12 protein-coding genes are annotated in these 19,119 nt (G+C 68.8%); 8 read left to right on the plus strand and 4 right to left on the minus strand.

The window, feature by feature from the left end:
* Window positions 1–6: 6 nt before the first annotated feature.
* Entirely contained in the window at window positions 7–570 is a 564-nt protein-coding gene (gene frr / locus LPC10_RS10615) for a ribosome recycling factor (RefSeq protein ID WP_017485443.1), read from the minus strand.
* A 466-nt stretch (window positions 571–1,036) separates the two neighbouring features.
* Here frr and LPC10_RS10620 point away from each other — a divergent pair, with 466 nt between their 5' ends.
* Window positions 1,037–2,725 carry a methyl-accepting chemotaxis protein gene (locus LPC10_RS10620; RefSeq protein ID WP_231346646.1) on the plus strand — a complete coding sequence of 563 codons (1,689 nt, stop codon included), beginning with the start codon at window positions 1,037–1,039 and terminating at the stop codon, window positions 2,723–2,725.
* A gap of 18 nt (window positions 2,726–2,743) precedes the next feature.
* Here LPC10_RS10620 and LPC10_RS10625 read toward each other — a convergent pair whose 3' ends face one another.
* Complete coding sequence (locus LPC10_RS10625) at window positions 2,744–4,021, minus strand: FAD-dependent monooxygenase (protein ID WP_231346647.1); 1,278 nt, start codon at window positions 4,019–4,021, stop codon at window positions 2,744–2,746.
* A 222-nt stretch (window positions 4,022–4,243) separates the two neighbouring features.
* On the opposite strand from LPC10_RS10625, the gene LPC10_RS10630 reads away from it, so the two are divergent.
* From LPC10_RS10630 to LPC10_RS10660, 7 genes are all read left to right on the plus strand, one after another.
* Window positions 4,244–5,122, plus strand: coding sequence for an acyl-CoA thioesterase II (locus tag LPC10_RS10630; RefSeq protein ID WP_231346648.1), 879 nt, complete (start codon window positions 4,244–4,246; stop codon window positions 5,120–5,122).
* Window positions 5,123–5,382: 260 nt separating this feature from the next.
* Window positions 5,383–5,721: a P-II family nitrogen regulator gene (locus LPC10_RS10635; protein WP_108940026.1), complete on the plus strand. Its 339-nt coding sequence runs from the start codon at window positions 5,383–5,385 to the stop codon at window positions 5,719–5,721.
* A gap of 133 nt (window positions 5,722–5,854) precedes the next feature.
* Window positions 5,855–7,351 carry an ammonium transporter gene (locus LPC10_RS10640; RefSeq protein ID WP_231346649.1) on the plus strand — a complete coding sequence of 499 codons (1,497 nt, stop codon included), beginning with the start codon at window positions 5,855–5,857 and terminating at the stop codon, window positions 7,349–7,351.
* Between the two features lie 340 nt (window positions 7,352–7,691).
* On the plus strand, window positions 7,692–8,948 hold the full coding sequence (locus LPC10_RS10645) for an outer membrane beta-barrel protein (RefSeq protein ID WP_231346650.1): 1,257 nt from the start codon (window positions 7,692–7,694) through the stop codon (window positions 8,946–8,948).
* Window positions 8,949–9,180: 232 nt separating this feature from the next.
* The gene (locus LPC10_RS10650; protein WP_231346651.1) at window positions 9,181–11,793 is read left to right on the plus strand and encodes a DNA translocase FtsK; all 2,613 of its coding nucleotides are present in this window, start codon (window positions 9,181–9,183) and stop codon (window positions 11,791–11,793) included.
* A gap of 146 nt (window positions 11,794–11,939) precedes the next feature.
* Complete coding sequence (locus tag LPC10_RS10655; protein WP_231346652.1) at window positions 11,940–14,075, plus strand: TonB-dependent receptor; 2,136 nt, start codon at window positions 11,940–11,942, stop codon at window positions 14,073–14,075.
* Between the two features lie 376 nt (window positions 14,076–14,451).
* Window positions 14,452–16,419 carry a PAS domain-containing sensor histidine kinase gene (locus LPC10_RS10660; RefSeq protein ID WP_231346653.1) on the plus strand — a complete coding sequence of 656 codons (1,968 nt, stop codon included), beginning with the start codon at window positions 14,452–14,454 and terminating at the stop codon, window positions 16,417–16,419.
* Between the two features lie 19 nt (window positions 16,420–16,438).
* Here LPC10_RS10660 and LPC10_RS10665 read toward each other — a convergent pair whose 3' ends face one another.
* A complete protein-coding gene (locus LPC10_RS10665) occupies window positions 16,439–16,741 on the minus strand; it encodes a hypothetical protein (protein ID WP_231346654.1) in 303 nt (100 codons plus the stop codon).
* The gene (locus LPC10_RS10670; protein WP_231346655.1) at window positions 16,738–19,056 is read right to left on the minus strand and encodes an FdhF/YdeP family oxidoreductase; all 2,319 of its coding nucleotides are present in this window, start codon (window positions 19,054–19,056) and stop codon (window positions 16,738–16,740) included. The genes LPC10_RS10665 and LPC10_RS10670 overlap by 4 nt, the downstream gene beginning before the upstream one ends.
* Window positions 19,057–19,119 lie beyond the last annotated feature (63 nt).

Below are 19,119 nucleotides of genomic sequence, written 5' to 3' on the forward strand. Positions count from 1 at the left end.
GAGGCGTCAGACCTGCATGATTTCCTTCTCCTTCGAGGCCAGCACGCCGTCGATCTCAGCGATCGCGTCGTCGGTGGCCTTCTGCACGTCCGCCGCCTGACGCTTCTCGTCGTCCTGGCTGATGGCGCCGTCCTTCTCGAGCTTCTTGAGGATGTCGAGCCCGTCGCGGCGGACGTGGCGCACGGCGACGCGGGCCTCCTCGGTGTATTTGTGGGCGACCTTGACCATTTCCTTGCGGCGCTGCTCGTTCATCTCAGGGATGCGCAGGCGGATGGTCTGGCCCTCCGTCATCGGGTTGAGGCCGAGATCGGATTCGCGGATCGCCTTCTCCACATTGGTGACCATCGAGCGGTCCCAGACCGAGATCGAGAGCAGGCGCGGCTCCGGCACGCTGACGGTGGCGACCTGGGCCATCGGCATCGACGCGCCGTAGGCCTCGACCTGGATCGGATCGAGCAGGCTCGGGGTCGCGCGGCCGGTGCGCAGCGATCCCAGATCCTTGCTCAGGGACGAGACGGCGCCCTGCATGCGGCGCTTGATGTCGCCGAGGTCGAATTCCGGTGTGGCCATGAGTTCAAAGTCCCGATGCGTTCGGGTGGCAGATCGGCGCGCTCGGGACGCGCCCGGCACGCGGTGCCGCTACATGAACGAAAAACCGGGTGGCCGCAAATGCCCGTGGGCCGCTTCCGCAACGGGGACCGGCCGCAGGCCGGCGGCCCCCTCCCGCTTCGGCCCGTCTTCCCGGCCATCTGCTCCGCGGCCGACACCTCCGTCCCACGCGGTCGAAAGGGCAGGCCTGTCTTGAAGGGCCTGTCCCGGTCTTCTGCGGAAGACCCCATGGTTCCGGCCTCCAACGCGGCGTTCCTCGGCAGACGATGTGACTTTGGATGCGGCTCCGGACACTCTCATCCAAACAAAGGCAGTTCGCGTTTTAATCCCGGTGCTGCGGCGGGTGACCATGGGTTAGCAATTTCACGGTAAAAGCTCCGCGTGGCCACCTAACATATGTAATTCAGGTCGCGTCGGGAGCTGTGTCGTGCCTGTCCGGAACTCGTCAATTCGCTCGAAGCTGATCGGGAGCTTCACCATCCTCACCCTTGTGGTGCTCGGATTGGGAGTCCTGAGCCTCGGCGGCCTGTCCCACATCAATGGACATCTTCAGACCATCGAGCGAAACTGGCTTCCCAGCGTCCGCACCGTGGGAGAGGTCGATGCGCTGACCGGCCGCTACAACACCAGCCTGCTGCGACATGTCCTGACTACGGAGGCGAAGAGCCTGGCCGCCGTCGAGAACGACGTCAATCAGCGCGGCAAGCGGCTCGATACCGCCGCCGACGCCTACGAGCCGCTCATCAACTCGCCCGAGGAGCGTAAGCTCTACGAGACGTTCCGGCAGGAATGGCGCGCTTTTACCGGCGTCAGCGAGCGGATCATGGGATTGTCGCGGCAGGGCGAGAAGACGCAGGCTCTGGCCCTGTATGAAACCGAGGCCGTGCCGCCGCGGCGGCGCGCGTCGTTGGCACTCGAAGCCTTGATCAAGCTCAACAACGACGGCGCTGCGGCGGCCGAGATCGCTTCCACCGATGCCTACGCTTCGACCAAGGTTCAGGTTCTCGGCGCGATCGCGGCCGCCATCCTGCTCTCGGTCGGCCTCGCCCTCGTCATCGTCCGCGGCGTCTCGCGCGGCATCGACTCCGTGGTGCGGCCGATGCAGGCCCTCGCGGGCGGCGACCTCAGCGTCGGCGTCGCGCATCAGGGCGAGGCGACCGAGATCGGCCGCATTGCCGATGCCGTTCAGGTCTTCAAGGACAGTCTGATCCGCGCACGTGCGCTGGAGGAAGAGAGCGCACTCGCCCGCGCCTCGGCCGAGGAGCAGCGCAAGGCCGGCATGCGGCAGATGGCCGAGCGTTTCGAGCAGGCGGTCGGCGGCATCGTCGGCATGGTCTCGGCCTCGGCCACCGAGTTGCACGCCACCGCCGAGAGCATGACGACCACGGCGTTCCAGACCGCCAACCAGTCCGGCGCGGTGGCCGCCGCGGCCGAGGAAGCCTCGGTCAACGTCAACACGGTGGCGGCCGCCTCCGAGGAACTCGGCGCTTCCGTGCAGGAGATCGGACGGCAGGTCTCGGGGTCGGCGGATCTGGCGCAGCGCGCCGCCAGCGAGGCGGATCGGACGGTCGCGCTCGTGCAGGAACTCAGCGGCGCCGTCTCGCAGATCGGTGACGTGGTGAGCTTGATCTCGAATATCGCCAGCCAGACCAACCTGCTGGCGCTGAACGCCACCATCGAGGCGGCCCGCGCCGGCGAGGCCGGCCGGGGTTTCGCCGTCGTGGCCGCGGAGGTGAAGGAGCTTGCGAGCCAGACGGCGCGGGCGACCGAGGAGATCTCGGGCCAGATCGGCCAGATCCAGGGCGCAACGCGCCAAGCCGTCGGCGCGATCGGCTCGGTCACGGAGCGGGTTCGCGAGATCAACGCCGTCACCACGGTCATCGCGGCGGCGGTCGAGCAACAAGGGGCGGCCACCCAGGAGATCGTGTCGAGCGTGGGCCAAGCCTCGGCCGGCACGACCGAGGTGACGAGCAACATGGTCGGCCTCGCCCGCGCGTCGGAGGATACGGGAGCGGCCGCCTCCCAGGTGCTGTCGTCGGCCTCCGAACTCTCGCGCCAGTCCGAGCATCTCTCGGCCGAGGTCGCGCGGTTCCTGGCCTCCGTCCGCGCGGCCTGACGACCGCGCGGCCTCCTCTCACAGGGCTTCGCCCCGCAACAGGCGCGGGGTCTCGCCCCGCAGGGCGGAGGCTTGGCCGATGAAGAAGCGCTTCAGGCCCGGCATCCGATCGACGAGGCCGAGCCCGAAATCGCGGGTGAGGCGCAGCGCCAGGCTGTCGTTGGAGAACAGGCGGTTGAGCCCGTCGGTCGCCGCCGCCATCGCCACGCTGTCGAAGCGGCGGGCCTGCTCGTAATCGCGCAGCACCGCGTCGGCGCCGGGGTCGAGGCCGAGCCGCAGGGCGCCGGTCACGGCTTCGGCGAGCGCCGCCGCCCCGGCGAGGCCGAGATTGAGCCCCTGGCCCGCGAGCGGGTGGATGACGTGGGCGGCGTCCCCGAGGAGCGCGAGGCGTGGGGCCCGGAAGCTGCGGGCGATGCCCAGATGCAGCGGATGGGCGCTCGGGCCGTGCTCCAGGGCGATGCGGCCGAGTTCGGGCCCGAACCGGCGCTCGATCTCGGCCAGCGTCTCGGTGACGTCCCCGCCGAGCAGGGCCGGCACGTCGGCGCTGCGCTCGGTCCAGACGATGGAGGAGCGGTGGCCGAGATCGCCCCCCGGCTTGAGCGGTAGGATCGCGAAGGGGCCGCTCGGCAGGAAGTGCTCGAAGGCCCGGCCCTCGTGGTCGCGGGCATGCCCGATCGTCGCGACGATGCCCGATTGCGGGTAGGACCAGCCGACCCAGCCGATCCCGGCCGCCTCGCGCAGGGCCGAGCGCGCGCCGTCGGCGGCAACCACCAGCGCCACCTCCTCCGTGCTGCCGTCGCTCAAGCTGACTCGGTTCGCGCGCGGCCCCGGCACCGCACCGCGGATTCCGGCGGTGACGAGCCGGACTCCCGCCGCGTGGGCGGCGTCGAGCAGCACGCTCACCATCGGCTCGGCCTCGACCATGTGCGCGAAGGGCTCGCCCGCGCTCTCCTTCTCGGTCCCGTCGCCGAAGGTGAGGAAGACCGGCCGCACCGGATCGCCGACGCGGCTGTCGCTGATGACGAGCCGGCGCATCGGTTCCGCCGCCGGTTCGATGCGCGGCCACAGGTCGAGTTGCTCGAACATTCGCCGCGGCCCCGCCGCGACGGCGTAGGCGCGCCCGCGATGGCGCGCGGCGCCCGCCTCCAAGCCGGGATCGCAGACCGTGACGTCGAGGGCGGGGCCATGCGTCCGCTTCAGGGCGACCGCCAGGGTGAGGCTGGCGATGCCCGCTCCGGCGACGAGCAGGTGACGGCTTCCGGGACGATGTCCGGGACGGCGATCCGTTGTGTTCATCGGCCTTCCTCTTCCTCGGCTCCGGCTCCGACGAGGCGTTTCCGAGCCTACCCCATAGACCGCGCGGCGCGCGCACGCGATCCCGTGCAGACAGCCGCAGATGTCGCTCAGGACGCGGACGCCCCGCGTGGCATCGCCGGGCGCGGCCGCTATGTGCGTCGGGCACGCCCCGCGCCGGGGCCGCTCGTCCCTCGTCGTCGTCCCGGAGTCGCAGAAGCCGCTATGTCCGAAACCCTCAGGCCCGATCCCGTTGACGCGCTTCTGGCAATCCTCGATCTGGAACGCCTGGAGACCGACCTGTTCCGCGGCATCAGCCCCCGGATCGGCTGGCCGCGGGTGTTCGGGGGGCAGGTCGTCGCCCAGGCGCTGGTCGCGGCCTCCCGCACGGTCGAGGCGTCCCGTCCGCCCCACTCGCTGCACGCCTACTTCCTCCTCGGCGGCGACCCCGCGGTGCCGATCGTCTACGAGGTCGAGCGCATCCGTGACGGCGGCAGCTTCACCACCCGTCGGGTCAAGGCGATCCAGAAGGGGCGGGCGATCTTCGCCATGTCGGTGTCGTTCCACGTCACGGAAGCGGGACACGAGCACGCCGCCGAGCGCCCCGACGTGCCGGGGCCGGACGATCTGGCGGATGCGCGGACCCTCGTGCGCGAGGGCGGCAGCATCGTGCCCGAGCCGATGCTCGCCTATTTCACGCAGGCCTGGCCGATCGAATTGCGGCCGGTCGAGACCGGGCGCTATCGCGACCGCGTGCCGAAGCCCGCCCGCTACCATGTCTGGATGCGCACGACGAAGCCTCTGCCGGACGATCCGGCGGTGCATCGGGCGGTGCTCGCCTACGCCTCGGACATGACGCTGCTCGATGCAACCCTGATCCCCCACGGCCGCACCGTGTTCGACCCGGAGATCCAGTCGGCGAGCCTCGACCACGCCCTCTGGTTCCACCGGCCGTTCCGAGCCGATTCCTGGCTGCTCTATTCGCAGGACAGTCCGAGTGCCTCGGGCGCTCTCGGTTTCGCCCGCGGCACCTTCCACGACGAGGAAGGGCACCTCATCGCCTCCGTCGCCCAGGAGGGCCTGATCCGTCGGCATCGCCCCTGAAGAGGGCAATGAGAGCGAATCTGCCGGCCCGTTAGGCTGTCTGCCCACCAAGAAGGCAGTTTTCGTGGCTGGGCTGCTCGACGCGGTGCCACGGCTCGCTCACGTTCTGGGCAGAAGGGCGAAACCGAAAATGGTTCCGCTTGGCACGGTCCTTGAATGGAGGCGCGCGGTCGCAGGGTCATCCCGATCCCTGCGGAACCGCTGGGTCTCGGCCGGTGCGCGACCGGCGGTGAGAAGGCAGAACAAAGGGGGCGTCGCCCATGAAAATCGTGATGGCGATCATCAAGCCGTTCAAGTTGGAAGAGGTCCGTGACGCCCTGACCGGGATCGGTGTCCACGGCCTGACCGTGACGGAGGTCAAGGGCTACGGCCGGCAGAAGGGCCATACCGAAATCTATCGCGGGGCCGAGTACGCCGTAAGCTTCCTCCCCAAGCTCAAGATCGAGGTGGCGGTCGCGGCCGACCTCGTGACCAACGTGATCGACACGATCGCCGGGGCCGCCCGCACCGGACAGATCGGTGACGGCAAGATCTTCGTGATGCCGCTGGAGAAAGCGGTCCGCATCCGCACCGGCGAGACCGACGTCGACGCGCTCTGAGGAGCCCGCCCCGCCTCGGTTTCCTCCCCGATATCCCGATGGCTCATCAACCGTTCCGGCGGAACGCGCCCGGCCGCGCCGCCGCCTCTCCCTCCTCAATGCGTGACGCACTGCGATCAGGAGCTTCCTGTCCATGAAACCTCGTAACCTTCTCGCGCTCGGGCTGGGAGGAGCCGCCCTCGGCCTTCTCCTCGTCGAGCCGTCGCTCGCGCAGGCGCCGACGGTCGAGCCCGCCGTCACCGCCGCTGCCCCGGTGCCCAACAAGGGCGACACCGCCTGGATGCTGCTGTCGGCGGTCCTCGTCCTGCTGATGACGGTGCCCGGCCTCGCCCTGTTCTACGGCGGCCTCGTGCGCACCAAGAACATGCTCTCGGTGCTGACCCAGGTCTTCGCGATCGCCTCGATCGTCTGCCTCCTGTGGGTCACCTACGGCTACAGCCTCGCCTTCACCAATGGCGGCGGTCTCAACGACTTCGTCGGCGGGTTTTCCAAGGCCTTCCTCAAAGGCGTCGATCCCAACTCGGTCGCGGCCACCTTCTCCAACGGCGTCGTGATCCCCGAATACGTCTACATCTGCTTCCAGATGACGTTCGCGATGATCACCCCCGGCCTCATCGTCGGCGCGTTTGCCGAGCGGATGAAGTTCTCGGCGCTGGTCGTGTTCACGATCCTCTGGGTCACGCTGATCTATTTCCCGATGGCCCACATGGTCTGGTACTGGGGCGGTCCCGATGTCTTCGCCGACGCGGCCCGCAAGCTCGCCGCCGCCGGTGGCGAGGCCAATGCTGCGGCCAAGGCCGAGTACGACGCGGTGCTGGGTGATGCCGGCATGCTGTTCAAGTGGGGCGCCCTCGACTTCGCCGGCGGAACCGTCGTGCACATCAACGCGGGCATCGCCGGCCTCGTCGGCTGCCTGATGCTCGGCAAGCGCATCGGCTACGGCCGCGACCTGCTGGCCCCGCACTCGCTGACCATGACCACGATCGGCGCCTCGCTCCTGTGGGTGGGCTGGTTCGGCTTCAATGCCGGCTCGAACCTCGAGGCCAACGGTGCCGCGGGCCTGGCGATGATCAACACCTTCGTCGCCACCGCCGCCGCCGCCGTCTCCTGGCTCTTCGTCGAGTGGGCCGCCAAGGGTCGGCCGTCGCTCCTCGGCATGCTCTCGGGTGCCATTGCCGGCCTCGTCGCCGTGACGCCGGCCGCGGGCTTTGCCGGCCCGATGGGCTCGATCGTGCTCGGTCTCGCCGCGGGTGCCGTCTGCTTCGTGATGTGCTCCACCGTGAAGAACGCGCTCGGCTACGACGACTCCCTCGACGTGTTCGGCGTGCACTGCGTCGGCGGCATCCTCGGCGCCATCGCCACCGGTATCCTGGTCTCGCCCGATCTCGGCGGCGCCGGCATCCCCGACTACACCACCAAGCCCGGTGAACTCACCGTTGGCGCCTACGACATGGTCGCCCAGGTGATCACCCAGGCGAAGGCGGTCGGCTTCACCATCCTGTGGTCGGGCATCGGCTCGGCGATCCTCTACAAGCTCGTCGATCTGACGATCGGCCTGCGCGTGACGCAGGAGGAGGAGCGCGAGGGCCTCGACATCGCCGATCACGGCGAGCGCGCCTACAACTACTGAGTGGCGGCCCGCCATCCCGGCGGGCATCCGAAAAAGGCCTCGGCGCACCGCGCCGGGGCCTTTTTCATGGGTCGATGGCTGAGTCGCGCCGAGCCTTCGTCGATTGCCGCTGCGGCTTAGGTCTTCCCAATCGTGAATCAATCGTGAGGAAAACGGGAGATTTTCGCAAGAAAGTTAAACGATCGTCGTTTCAGGGATTGTTGCCTTCGCGCAACATTTTTCGGCCGCAGATTGATGCAGGTCAAAACTGGCTAAAAATTGGGCACTTGCGCAAAACTTCATTTTGCGACGCGGCGGCGACTTCGGCACCTTGGCCGTACCGAACTTGGGGCTGACCGCAATGACAATCAAAACAATGTTTCTGGCCGCAGGCGCGGCGCTGACGACGCTGAGCGCGACCGCGCTGCCAGTTCTCGCCGCAGACATGCCCGCCGCCGCGTCGGCCCCGGTTGTCGTCGAGGAGCATTGCAAGGCCGCGATCTCGACCCCGACCTTCGGCGGTCTCATCAAGGCGAACCCGAACCCAGCCTGCTTCGTCACGGGATTGGGCGACATCTATGTCGGCGGCGCGATCACCGGCTTTGCCTATTCCCAGACCAACGCCTTCGGCATCCTCTCGCCGAGCGTCGAGCAGGATCGCTACGGCCGGGTCGACTTCACGAACCTCCAGGGCTGGATCCAGAAGGCGGATGGCCCGCTGCAGTTCTACGTGCATGCCGGCCTCTACTCGATCCCGGCGCTCGGCCTGCCGCTCTACTCCTCGTTCGAGCAGACCCAGTCGTTGTTCGGCCCGGTGCCGGTCGCCTTCGGCAAGTGGCAGATCAACGACGAGTGGTCGATCCAGGCCGGCCGGATGTTCACCAACATCGGCTCCGAGCTGTTGTTCTCCTACCAGAACCTCAACATCTCCCGCGGTCTGGTGTTCAACCAGGAGAACTTCATCAACCAGGGCGTTCAGGTGAACTACGCCAGCGGCCCGTTCGCGGCGGCGGTCTCGGTGAACGACGGCTTCTACTCGGGCGAGCTGAACTGGGTGACGGGCTTCGCCACCTACAAGCTCGACGATTCGAACACGATCGGCATCAACGGCGGCACGCATTTCAGCGACTTCGATTCCTCGACCCGCAGCCCGCGCTTCCAGTTCGCGACAATCAACTCGCTGCAAAACAGCAGCATCATCAGCGTGAACTACACCTACGCCAACGGTCCGTGGATCATCGCGCCGTACTTCCAGTACACCACCGTCGATCGCAAGGATAACTACTTCTCCCCGATCATCGGCGGCGAGACCTGGGGCGGCGCGCTGCTCGCCGGCTATGCCTTCAACGAGAATTTCGGTCTGGCCGGCCGTGTCGAGTACATCGCCCAGTCGGGGACCCGCTTCGACACCTTGAGCGCGACCAGCCTCCTGTACGGTCCGGGCAGCTCGGCCTTCTCGTTCACCATCACGCCGACCTTCACCTGGGACCGCTACTTCGTCCGCGGCGAGTTCGCGACGGTGCAGGCCTACGACGTCACCCCCGGCTTCGGCTTCGGCCGCGACGGCACCAAGCGCTCGCAGGAGCGCTACCTGGTGGAGACCGGCTTCACCTTCTGAGGGCTGCGCCGGTCCGCCGGCGAGACAGGGACATGATGTGGGAAGCCCCGGAGAAATCCGGGGCTTCCTGCTTTTCGGGGGCGGAACCGGAGACATCTCGTATTCTTCGCCCGCTACTGGGGTCGCGATTCACGTGTTGCGGAGACGCGACCGCTTTGGGGAGCGCACTTAGCCCGCCGTTAACCGACCCGCATTAGCCTTACCGGATCGTTGACACCGGACCGGTCTGCGCATGCGTTCCCTTCGCCGTTCCGCGTCGCCCTACGACACCTTCGTCGACAGCCTGCGGCCCTTCCTGGCCAAGCGGCTGACGGAGTGCGGCGGCCTGATCCTCTTCACCGGCGCGGTCGCCCTGACCGTCGCCCTGGCGACGTGGTCGATCGACGACCCGAGCCTCAACCACGCCACCGACCAGCGGGCGCACAACGTGCTCGGGCGCCCCGGCGCCGTCGTCGCCGACCTCGCCATGCAGCTCCTCGGGCTCGGCTCGATCATGCTCGCGCTGCCGCCCGTCCTCTGGGGCATGCGGCTGATGCGCGAGCGCGACTTGCCGCACGGGGGCGTGCGCATGGCCCTGTGGTTCGTCGGCGTGCTCTCCGCGAGCGCGGTCGCGAGCGCCGTGCCGGCGACCGCCCGCTGGCCGCTGCCCACCGGCATGGGCGGTGTGGCGGGCGACGCACTGCTCGCCGGCACACGGATGCTGGTCGGGCCGCTGGCGCATTTTGCCGGCTTCCTGTTCGCGGCGATCGCTATCCTCAGCCTCACCGCCGCCTGCCGCGTCACCAAGCCGGATTTCGAGGAGGAGGAGGAGGGACCCTACGGTGCCCCGCGTCCCGCGCCCCGGCCCGGCCGCGCTACGGCCCACGAAGAGCGTCACGATTCCGACGAGCCGAGCCTGGGCATCCTGTCGCTGGGGGCACTCGCCCAAGCGGTCATGCGCGGCCGCGCCTCGCTGCGCACCCGGCTCGAATCCTGGCAGGCTCCGGCCGAGGAGGGGGAGGGGCTCGCCTATGCCGGCGCCTCGCCCGCGCTCGCCGCACGCCGCGCCTTCGCCGACCCGGAGGAGGCACCCTGGGCGCCGCACGCCCGCGAGCATGCCGATGTCTCGGGCCGCCGCGAGCCGCAATTCGAACCGCAGGACGACGAAGCGGACGACGGGCCCGTCCGCGCCGTCCCGCCGCGCCCTGCGCCTATCGCCCGTGAGGCGGAGGCGGCCGCCCTCGAACCGTCCACCCGCGTCTCGCGCCCGCTGCCGCAGGCTCCGGCGGCGCGCCCGCGCCCGGCCGAGTCCCGCCCGGAAGTCGGTGAGTACCGGCTACCCGCCCTGGAGCTTCTCGCCCGCCCGCGTGAGGCGGCGCCGGGCTCCGAGGTTTCGGCGGAGGCGCTGGAGCAGAACGCCACCATGCTGGAAGCCACGCTTCAGGATTTCGGCGTGCGCGGCGACATCCTCGCAGTGCGCCCCGGCCCCGTCGTCACCCTCTACGAGCTGGAGCCGGCGCCCGGCACCAAGTCCAGCCGCGTCATCGCACTTGCCGACGACATCGCCCGCTCGATGTCCGCCGTCTCAGCCCGCGTCGCCGTGGTGCCGGGCCGCAACGCCATCGGCATCGAGCTGCCGAACGCCAAGCGCGAAACGGTGTTTCTGCGCGAGCTGCTCGCCTCCGAGGACTTCGTCGAGTCCAAGCACAAGCTGGCGCTGTGTCTCGGCAAGAACATCGGCGGCGAGCCGATCATCGCCGACCTCGCCCGCATGCCGCACCTGCTCGTCGCCGGCACCACCGGCTCGGGCAAGTCGGTGGCCATCAACACCATGATCCTGTCGCTGCTCTACCGCCTGAAGCCGGAAGAGTGCCGCCTGATCATGGTCGATCCCAAGATGCTGGAACTGTCGGTCTATGACGGCATCCCGCACCTGCTCTCCCCCGTCGTCATCGACCCGAAGAAGGCGGTCATCGCCCTCAAATGGGCCGTGCGCGAGATGGAGGAGCGCTATAAGAAGATGTCGAAGGTCGGTGTGCGCAACATCGACGGCTTCAACGCCCGCCTCGAAGAGGCCCGCGCCCGCGGCGAGACCCTGACCCGCACGGTCCAGACCGGCTTCGACCGCACCACCGGCGAGGCGGTCTACGAGGACGAGGTCATGGACCTCAACCCGCTGCCCTACATCGTGATCGTGGTCGACGAGATGGCCGACCTGATGATGGTGGCGGGCAAGGACATCGAAGGCGCGATCCAGCGTCTCGCCCAGATGGCGCGGGCGGCCGGCATCCACCTGATCATGGCGACGCAGCGTCCCTCGGTCGACGTCATCACCGGCACGATCAAGGCGAACTTCCCGACCCGGATCTCCTTCCAGGTGACGAGCAAGATCGATAGCCGCACGATCCTGGGCGAGATGGGGGCCGAGCAGTTGCTGGGCCAGGGCGACATGCTGTTCATGGCCGGCGGCGGGCGCACGACGCGCGTGCACGGGCCGTTCTGCTCGGATTCGGAAGTCGAGAGCGTGGTCGCCCACCTCAAGCGCCAGGGCCGGCCCTCCTATCTGGAGGCCGTCACGGCGGAGGAGGGCGAGATCCCGTCGGGCGCCCCCGCGTCCGAGGACGGCCCGGTCTTCGATGGCGGCCAGTTCGGCGGCGGGGAGGGGGGCGACCTCTACGAGCAGGCGGTGGCCGTGGTGCTGCGGGACAAGAAGGCCTCGACCTCCTACATCCAGCGTCGCCTGCAGATCGGCTACAACCGCGCCGCCTCGCTGATGGAGCGGATGGAAACTGAAGGCCTCGTCGGCCCGGCCAACCATGCCGGCAAGCGTGAGATCCTGGTGGAGGCCGAGCCGCAGGATTACTGACTCGCGCCTCCACTCACATCGAACGACCGGCTGGCGCGCCGCTCTCGCAGGAGGGCGGCGCGCTTCGCGTTTCAGCGGCGCTTCCCTCTCGACAACGGCTACGCTTGGAAATATAGCATCAGCTATAAGTTCGAGTGAGAGGTCTTATGTCGAGGAAACGCTATGGACTTGGTCGCTGGGCCGGAATCGGCATCGCCGGTCTCGTCGTGTCGCCGCTCCAGGCCGAGGAAGTGTCTCTCGATGAGATCAGCGTGACCTCCGACCGAAAGGCCCGGCGCGAGGGCGCCGCATCGGGTCCGACGCCGAACCCGGTCGGTGTCCTGCCGGTGGTGGCCGACCGCTTCGCGACGGTGAGCGTCGTCTCCGGCGCCGATCTCGCCCGCTCGCAGCCGACCTCGCTGGGTGAGGCTCTGTTCGACAAGCCGGGCCTGTCGGCGACCACTTTCGCACCGGGCTCGGCCTCGCGGCCGATCATTCGCGGCCTCGACAACCACCGCGTCCGCATCCTCGAGAACGGCACCGGCGTGCAGGACATGTCCGATCTCGGCGAGGACCATTCCGTGCCGATCAACCCGCTGATCAACGACCGGATCGAGGTGATCCGCGGGCCCGCCGGCCTGCGCTACGGCTCGCAAGCCGTCGGCGGTGTGGTCTCGGTCGAGAACAACCGCATCCCGACGAGCATCCCCTCCGGCGGTATCGCGGGTCGGGTGACGACGGGCTATTCGGCCGTCGATAACGGCCGCAACGCCGCCGCGACCGTTGACGCCGGCAGCGGCAACGTCGCGGTCCACGCCGATGCCTTCAAGAGCGCGGCGGACGACTACAACACGCCGCTCGGCATCCAGCGCAATTCCTTCAACCGGTCGCAGGGCGGAGCCTTCGGCACCTCCTACCTGTTCGACCGCGGCTTCGTCGGCCTGTCCTTCAGCCACTTCGATTCGGTCTACGGCATTCCCGGTCTTAGTTCGGCGGCGCAGCGCACTCGTCTCGATCCGGTGCAGGACAAGCTCCAGGCGCGCGGCGAGTACCGGCCGCTCGACGGGCCGTTCGCGGCGATCCGGTTCTGGGCCGGCGGCTCGAACTACCGCCACAACGAGTTCGGCATCGACGCCAGCGGCGTCGAGGGGATTGAGGCGGTGTTCAAGAACCGCGCGGCGGAAGGGCGGATCGAGGTCGATCACGTGCCGGTCGATGTGCCGTTCGGCACCCTGACCGGTCAGTTCGGTGTCCAGGCCGATCGGCGCAAGCTCCGTATCTCGGGGGCGGAAGGCGGGCTCCTGCGCCCCACCGACACGCGGGTGCAGGCCGCCTACCTGTTCGAGGAATTGGCGCTCGGTGGCGGCCTGCGGTTCCAGGCGGCGGGCCGGATCGAGGGCAATCGCGTGGCCGGCACCCAGGCGCTGTTTCCCTCGGACTTCCTGCCCGACGGCCCCGGCGACGAGCCGCTGGAATCGCGCCGCATCCGCCGCTTCGCCCCGAAGAGCGCGAGCTTCGGCGCGCTCCAAGATCTGCCCTACGGCTTCGTCGCGAGTCTGACCGGCTCCTATGTCGAACGCGCCCCGACCTCGCCGGAACTGTTCTCCCGCGGGCCGCACGAGGCCTCCGCGACCTTCGAGATCGGCGACCCGAATCTCAAGCTGGAGCGCGCCCGCACCGTCGAGGTGGCGATCCGCCGGGCGGAGGGGCCGTTCCGCCTCGATGCCACCGGTTACGTCACCCGCTATACCGGCTTCGTCTACAAGCGCCTGACCGGCTTCACCTGCGGCGACACCTTCGATTCGTGCGGGATCGGCGGCGGGGATCTGCGCCAGGTCGCCTATTCGCAGGCCGGCGCCACCTTCGCCGGCGCCGAGATCGCCAGCCAGATCGACCTCGTGCCAGTCGGCGACGGCTTTGCCGGCATCAGTGCCCAGTACGACTTCGTGCGGGCGCAGTTCGATGACGGGAGCTTCGTGCCGCGCATCCCGCCCCACCGCGTCGGCGGCGGCGTTTTCCTGCGGGCGGACGGTTGGTTCGCTCAGGTGAGCCTGCTGCACGCCTTCGCACAGACGCAGACGGGCGTGCTGGAGACGCCGACGCCCGGCTACAACGACCTGAAGGCGGAGATCGCCTATAGCCGTCCGCTCGATCCAACGGTCCACGGCCTGAGCGAGGTGACGCTGGGCCTGCGCGGCACGAACCTGCTCGATGACGTGATCCGCAACGCCGCCTCCTTCCGCAAGGACGAGGTGATCCTGCCGGGCCGCAACGTGCGGCTCTTCCTCACGGCACGGTTCTGACGACGGGGGAGCCGCCGGTGCTCGGACCCTGATCGCAGCCGTCGCACCGGCGTCGGGGCGGCCGGTTCGGCCGTGCCACACATCGTGGACCGATGAGGGAAGCCGCCCGCGATTGCCGGCATTGAGCGTTTTGAGTCCGGAAGGATGCCAACGGAAGCTGTGGCGATCCAGAAGTCACGAGGCGTATGTTCGCATTGCAGCGGTGAATGGTGTACCTTTTGACTCCATGCGAAATCATCGAACGGGAGAGACCGTTCGAATCGATTCCATCTATTGCCAGCCTGAGGAATTGCCGTAACGATCTCGCTGGGACTGCGGGCCGTGCCGCTCGTTCCGACTGCGGAATACGGTTCGGAAGGCTGTGCGAAGGTACGGGATGGATCGGAGCGGCTCTCCACCGGTGCAGCCGGTCCGCGGTGAGATGGCCGAGCGGATCCGGGCGTATGACTGGACGTCAACGGCGCTGGGTGCCGCTGAGACGTGGCCGCCCAGCCTGAAGGCCACGATCAGCCTGCTCCTCGGCTGCGGCTTCCCCATGATCGCGCTGTGGGGGCCGAACCTGATCCAGGTCTACAACGACGGCTATCGCGACTTGATGGGGTTGAAGCACCCGGCCGGGCTGGGCCAGCCGACCCGCGCCTGCTGGCCCGAGGTCTGGCACATCAACGCGCCGATCTACGAGCGGGTCTGGGCCGGCGAGACCCTGACCTTCGAGGACGCGCGCTACCCCCTGACGCGATCGGGCCGCCTTGAGGACGCGTGGTTCACGCTGACCTACAGCCCGCTGCGCGACGATTCCGGCGCGATTGCGGGCATCCTGGTCACCCTGGTCGAGACCACGTCCCGCGTGCTGGCGGACCGGGCGCTCCGTGAGAGCGAGGCGCGTTTCCGGGCCGAGCTGGAACGGCAGGTTCAGGAGCGCACGGCGGAGCTCCAGGCCAGCCGCGACCTGCTCAAGGCGACCATGGACAGCTCCATGGACATGATTCAGGTCTTCAAGGCCGTGCGCGACGCCTCGGGCGAAATCGTCGATTTCCAGTGGCTGCTCAACAACCACACCTCCGAGAGCCGCTACGGCGAGGTGAGCGGGCAGAGCCTTCTGGAGCGCAATCCGGGCGTCGTTCAGGAGGGCATCTTCGACACCTTCAAGCGCGTGACCGAGACCGGCCAACCCGCGACCGCGGAGCGCCGCTACGTCCACGAGCAGTTCGACGGCTGGTTCTTCCAGTGCGCGGTCAAGCTCGGCGACGGAGTCGCCACCACCACCAAGGAGATTTCCGCCTGGAAGGCGGCGCAGGAGGAGGTGCTCCGGCTCCGCGACGAGATTGCCCAGGCGGCCCTGTATGAGAGCGAGGAGCGCTTTCGCGCCCTGGCCAGCCTCATCCCCGTCCTGCTCTGGCGCTCCGACGAGAGCGGGCAGCACAATTCGCTCAACGAGGCTTGGCTCGCCTATACCGGCCAGACTCTGCCGCAGTCACAGGACGGCGGCTGGCTCGAAGCAATCCATCCGGACGATCGTGACGCGTCGCAGGAGGCCTTCCGCGTCGGGCGCGAACAGCAGCGTCTGATCGAGGTGCAGCCGCGTATCCGCCGGCATGACGGGGAATACCGCTGGTTCCTGGTGCGGCAGGCGCCGATCATCGATGCGGAGGGGCAGGTCACGCAGTGGATCGGCGCGGCCATGGACATCCACGACCTGCACGATCTGCAGGAGCGCCAATCCGTCCTCGTCGCCGAATTGCAGCACCGCACCCGCAACCTGCTCGGCGTCGTGCGCTCCATCGCCCACCAGACCATGGTGCAGACCGGCCCCACCGAACGCTTCCGCGAGCAGTTCAATGACCGGCTGGCCGCCCTGTCGCGGGTTCAGGGCTTGCTGTCGCGCTCCGAGCAGGAGCCGATCACCCTGCGCACCCTGATCCGGACCGAGCTGGAGGCGCTCGGAGCCGGCGACTTCTCCGACCGCATCCATGTCGCCGGCCCGCCGGTGCGCCTGCGCAAGGCATCGGTGCAGACGCTCGCTCTCGCCATGCACGAACTGGCCACCAATGCCCGGAAGTACGGTGCACTGACGACCGAGCACGGCCGCCTCTCGGTGACGTGGCGGGCGGACCGGAACGAGCAGGGCGGCGGCAACCTGCTGATCGAGTGGATCGAGGAGGGCATCCGCCGGCCGCGCGAGACATACGGCCCGATGCGGCGCGGCTACGGCCGCGAACTGATCGAGCGGGCGATGCCCTACGCGCTCAATGCCAAGACCCGCTACGAACTCGGCGAGACGCGGCTGCTCTGCGCGATCGAACTGCCGCTGGGCGAGCGGTTCGGCGAGATGAGCACGGCGTGAGGCCCGCTCTCGCCGGCGTTCAGGCGGCGAGCGCCGTCAGCATTGCGCTGCCCGTCGCACTCGCCGCGTAGCGGGTGCGCTGGGTGCGCCCATCGCGGGCGGTCACGGTGAGGAGGGCTTCGCCGGAAAGGCCCTCCACCGCGCGCAGAACCAGGGCGTGCTCGACACCGAAAATGCGGGCGAAGCTACGGCTGTCGGCAGCAAGCCCGAGATGCAAGCCAGCGAGGATGCCGGCTTCCAGCAGGCTCAGTTCCGGGCGCAGGGCCGCGATTGTGTCGGTCGCGGCCAGGAAGGTCTCGGCGTCGGCGGCGGGCTCGCTCACGCGGCTTGGCCCACGTCATTCGCGGCGCGGGCGCGCACCTGAACCAGCACCGATTTCGAGGTCGGCGTGTCCGAGAACTCGCCGAAGGCCGAGAGCGGCACCAGCACGTTGAGTTCCGGATAGTAGCCGGCGAGCGAACCGCGCGGCATGTCGAAGGGCACGAGGCGGAAATCCTCCGCCACCCGCTCGATGCCGTCCTCGGCGTGGACGCAGACGAGATCGACCCGCTCGCCCGCCCGCGCCTTCAGCTCGGCGAGGTCGTCGGGATGGGCGAATACGACGCGGCGCTCGCCGTAGACGCCGCGATAGCGGTCATCGAGGCCGTAGATCGTGGTGTTGTACTGATCGTGGCTGCGGAAGGTCTGGAGCACGAAGGTGTCGCCCTGCCGGCGCGCGCGCTGGTGCTCGGTTGCCACCGGCAGCGGGCCGCTGGAGAAGCCCGCCCGGCCGGTCTCCGTCTCGAATACCCGCTCGGCGGCGAGGTTGCGCAGCATGAAGCCGCGGGGACGGCGCACCCGCGTGTTGAAGCCGGCGAATCCCGGAATCGTGCGCTCGATGAGGTCGCGGATGCGGTCGTAATCGTCGGCGAGCGCGGCCCAGTCGATCCGCTCCGAGCCCACCGTCGCCGCGGCCATGCCGGCGATGATGCCGATCTCCGAGCGCAGATGCGGGGAGGCCGGCTTGTTGATGCCGCCCGAGCCGTGGACCATGCTCATCGAATCCTCGACGGTCACGATCTGCACCTTGCCCCGGCTGTTGCGGTCGATCTCGGTGCGGCCGAGGCAGGGCAGCAGATAGGCGACCCGGCCCGGCACGAGATGCGAGTGGTTGAGCTTCGTCGCGATGTGGACGGTGATTTCGCAGCCCGCCAGCGCCTTCTCGACCAGCCGCGTATCGGGCGTCGCGCGCACGAAATTGCCGCCTAGGCCGATGAAGGCTTTGGCCGAGCCGTCGAGCATGGCGCCGATGGCGCCGAGCACGTTGTGGCCGTGCTTTCGCGGCATGGTGAGGCCGAACGCGCGGTCGAGCGCTTCGAGGAGCGCGGCCGGCGGCTTCTCGTTGATGCCGACGGTGCGGTCGCCCTGCACGTTGGAATGGCCGCGCACCGGGCACAGGCCCGCGCCGGGCCGGCCGATATGGCCGCGCAGGAACAGCAGGTTGGCGATCTCGCGGATCGTCGCCACCGAGTGGCGGTGCTGGGTCACGCCCATCGCCCAGGTCGCGATCACCTTCTCGGCACCGAGATAGACGTCGGCCGCGGTCTCGATGTCCTCGCGGGTCAGGCCGGACTGGTCGAGGATCGCGTCCCAGGCCGTCGCCTCGACCGCCGCGCGGTACTCGTCGAAGTCGCTGGTATGCGCGGCGATGAAGGCGTGGTCGAGAAGCGAGGGCTTGCCCGCCGCGAGCGCCGCCGCGTCGCGGGCGAAGACGACCTTTGCGATGCCGCGGAAGGCGGCCATGTCGCCGCCGGGCTTGGGCTGGTAGTAGTGGCTGGCGATGGGGCGGCTTGCCCCGCGCAGCATCTCGACGCTGTTCTGCGGGTCCGCGAAGCGCTCCAGCCCGCGCTCGCGCACGGGATTGAGCACCACGACGCGCGCGCCGCGCTCGGCGGCGCGACGCAGGTCGCCCAGCATGCGCGGATGGTTGGTGCCGGGATTCTGCCCGACGACGAAGATGGCGTCCGCCCGCTCAAAGTCTTCGAGCAGCACCGTGCCCTTGCCGATGCCGATGGCCTGCGTCAGCGCGATGCCGCTCGCCTCGTGGCACATATTCGAGCAATCGGGGAAGTTGTTGGTGCCGTAGGCGCGGGCGAAGAGCTGGTAGAGGTAGGCCGCCTCGTTGGAAGCGCGGCCGGAGGTGTAGAATTCGACGCGGTCGGGATGGTCGAGGCCGCGCAGGGTCGCGCCGATTTCGGCAAACGCCTCCTCCCATTCCACGGGGCGGTAGGTGTCGCTCTGCGCGTCGTAGCGCATCGGGTGGGTGAGGCGGCCCTCGCTCTCCAGAGCGTAGTCGGTCCAGCTGCGCAGCTCCGTGACCGGATGCTTGGCGAAGAAGCGCGGCGTCACGCGCTTGTCGGTGGCCTCCCACGAGACCGCCTTCACGCCGTTCTCGCAGAACTCGAACGACGAGCCGTGAGCCGGGTCGCCCCAGGCGCAGCCGGGGCAGTCGAAGCCGTCGGGCTGGTTGGCACTGAGCAGGGCCCGCGCCCCGGAGAGCGGAGCGCGGCTGCCCAGTAGGAACTTGCCGCAACTCTTCAGCGCGCCCCATCCGCCCGCGGCGGAAGAGCGCTTCGGTAAGCCTTGCGAACGGTCCATCCGAGAGCCCGGTCTTCGCGATGTGGGAGATGTTTCGGACGATCCGCGCCCGCCGTCTCGCCC

The organism is Methylorubrum sp. B1-46 (assembly GCF_021117295.1).
GTDB lineage: Bacteria > Pseudomonadota > Alphaproteobacteria > Rhizobiales > Beijerinckiaceae > Methylobacterium.

Coding starts and splice junctions, on each gene's coding strand:
- frr (WP_017485443.1), bottom strand. CDS start 570: ATGGCCACACCGGAATTCGACCTCGGCGACATCAAGCGCCGCATGCAG.
- LPC10_RS10625 (WP_231346647.1), bottom strand. CDS start 4,021: ATGAACACAACGGATCGCCGTCCCGGACATCGTCCCGGAAGCCGTCAC.
- LPC10_RS10630 (WP_231346648.1), top strand. CDS start 4,244: ATGTCCGAAACCCTCAGGCCCGATCCCGTTGACGCGCTTCTGGCAATC.
- LPC10_RS10635 (WP_108940026.1), top strand. CDS start 5,383: ATGAAAATCGTGATGGCGATCATCAAGCCGTTCAAGTTGGAAGAGGTC.
- LPC10_RS10640 (WP_231346649.1), top strand. CDS start 5,855: ATGAAACCTCGTAACCTTCTCGCGCTCGGGCTGGGAGGAGCCGCCCTC.
- LPC10_RS10645 (WP_231346650.1), top strand. CDS start 7,692: ATGACAATCAAAACAATGTTTCTGGCCGCAGGCGCGGCGCTGACGACG.
- LPC10_RS10650 (WP_231346651.1), top strand. CDS start 9,181: ATGCGTTCCCTTCGCCGTTCCGCGTCGCCCTACGACACCTTCGTCGAC.
- LPC10_RS10655 (WP_231346652.1), top strand. CDS start 11,940: ATGTCGAGGAAACGCTATGGACTTGGTCGCTGGGCCGGAATCGGCATC.
- LPC10_RS10660 (WP_231346653.1), top strand. CDS start 14,452: ATGGATCGGAGCGGCTCTCCACCGGTGCAGCCGGTCCGCGGTGAGATG.
- LPC10_RS10670 (WP_231346655.1), bottom strand. CDS start 19,056: ATGGACCGTTCGCAAGGCTTACCGAAGCGCTCTTCCGCCGCGGGCGGA.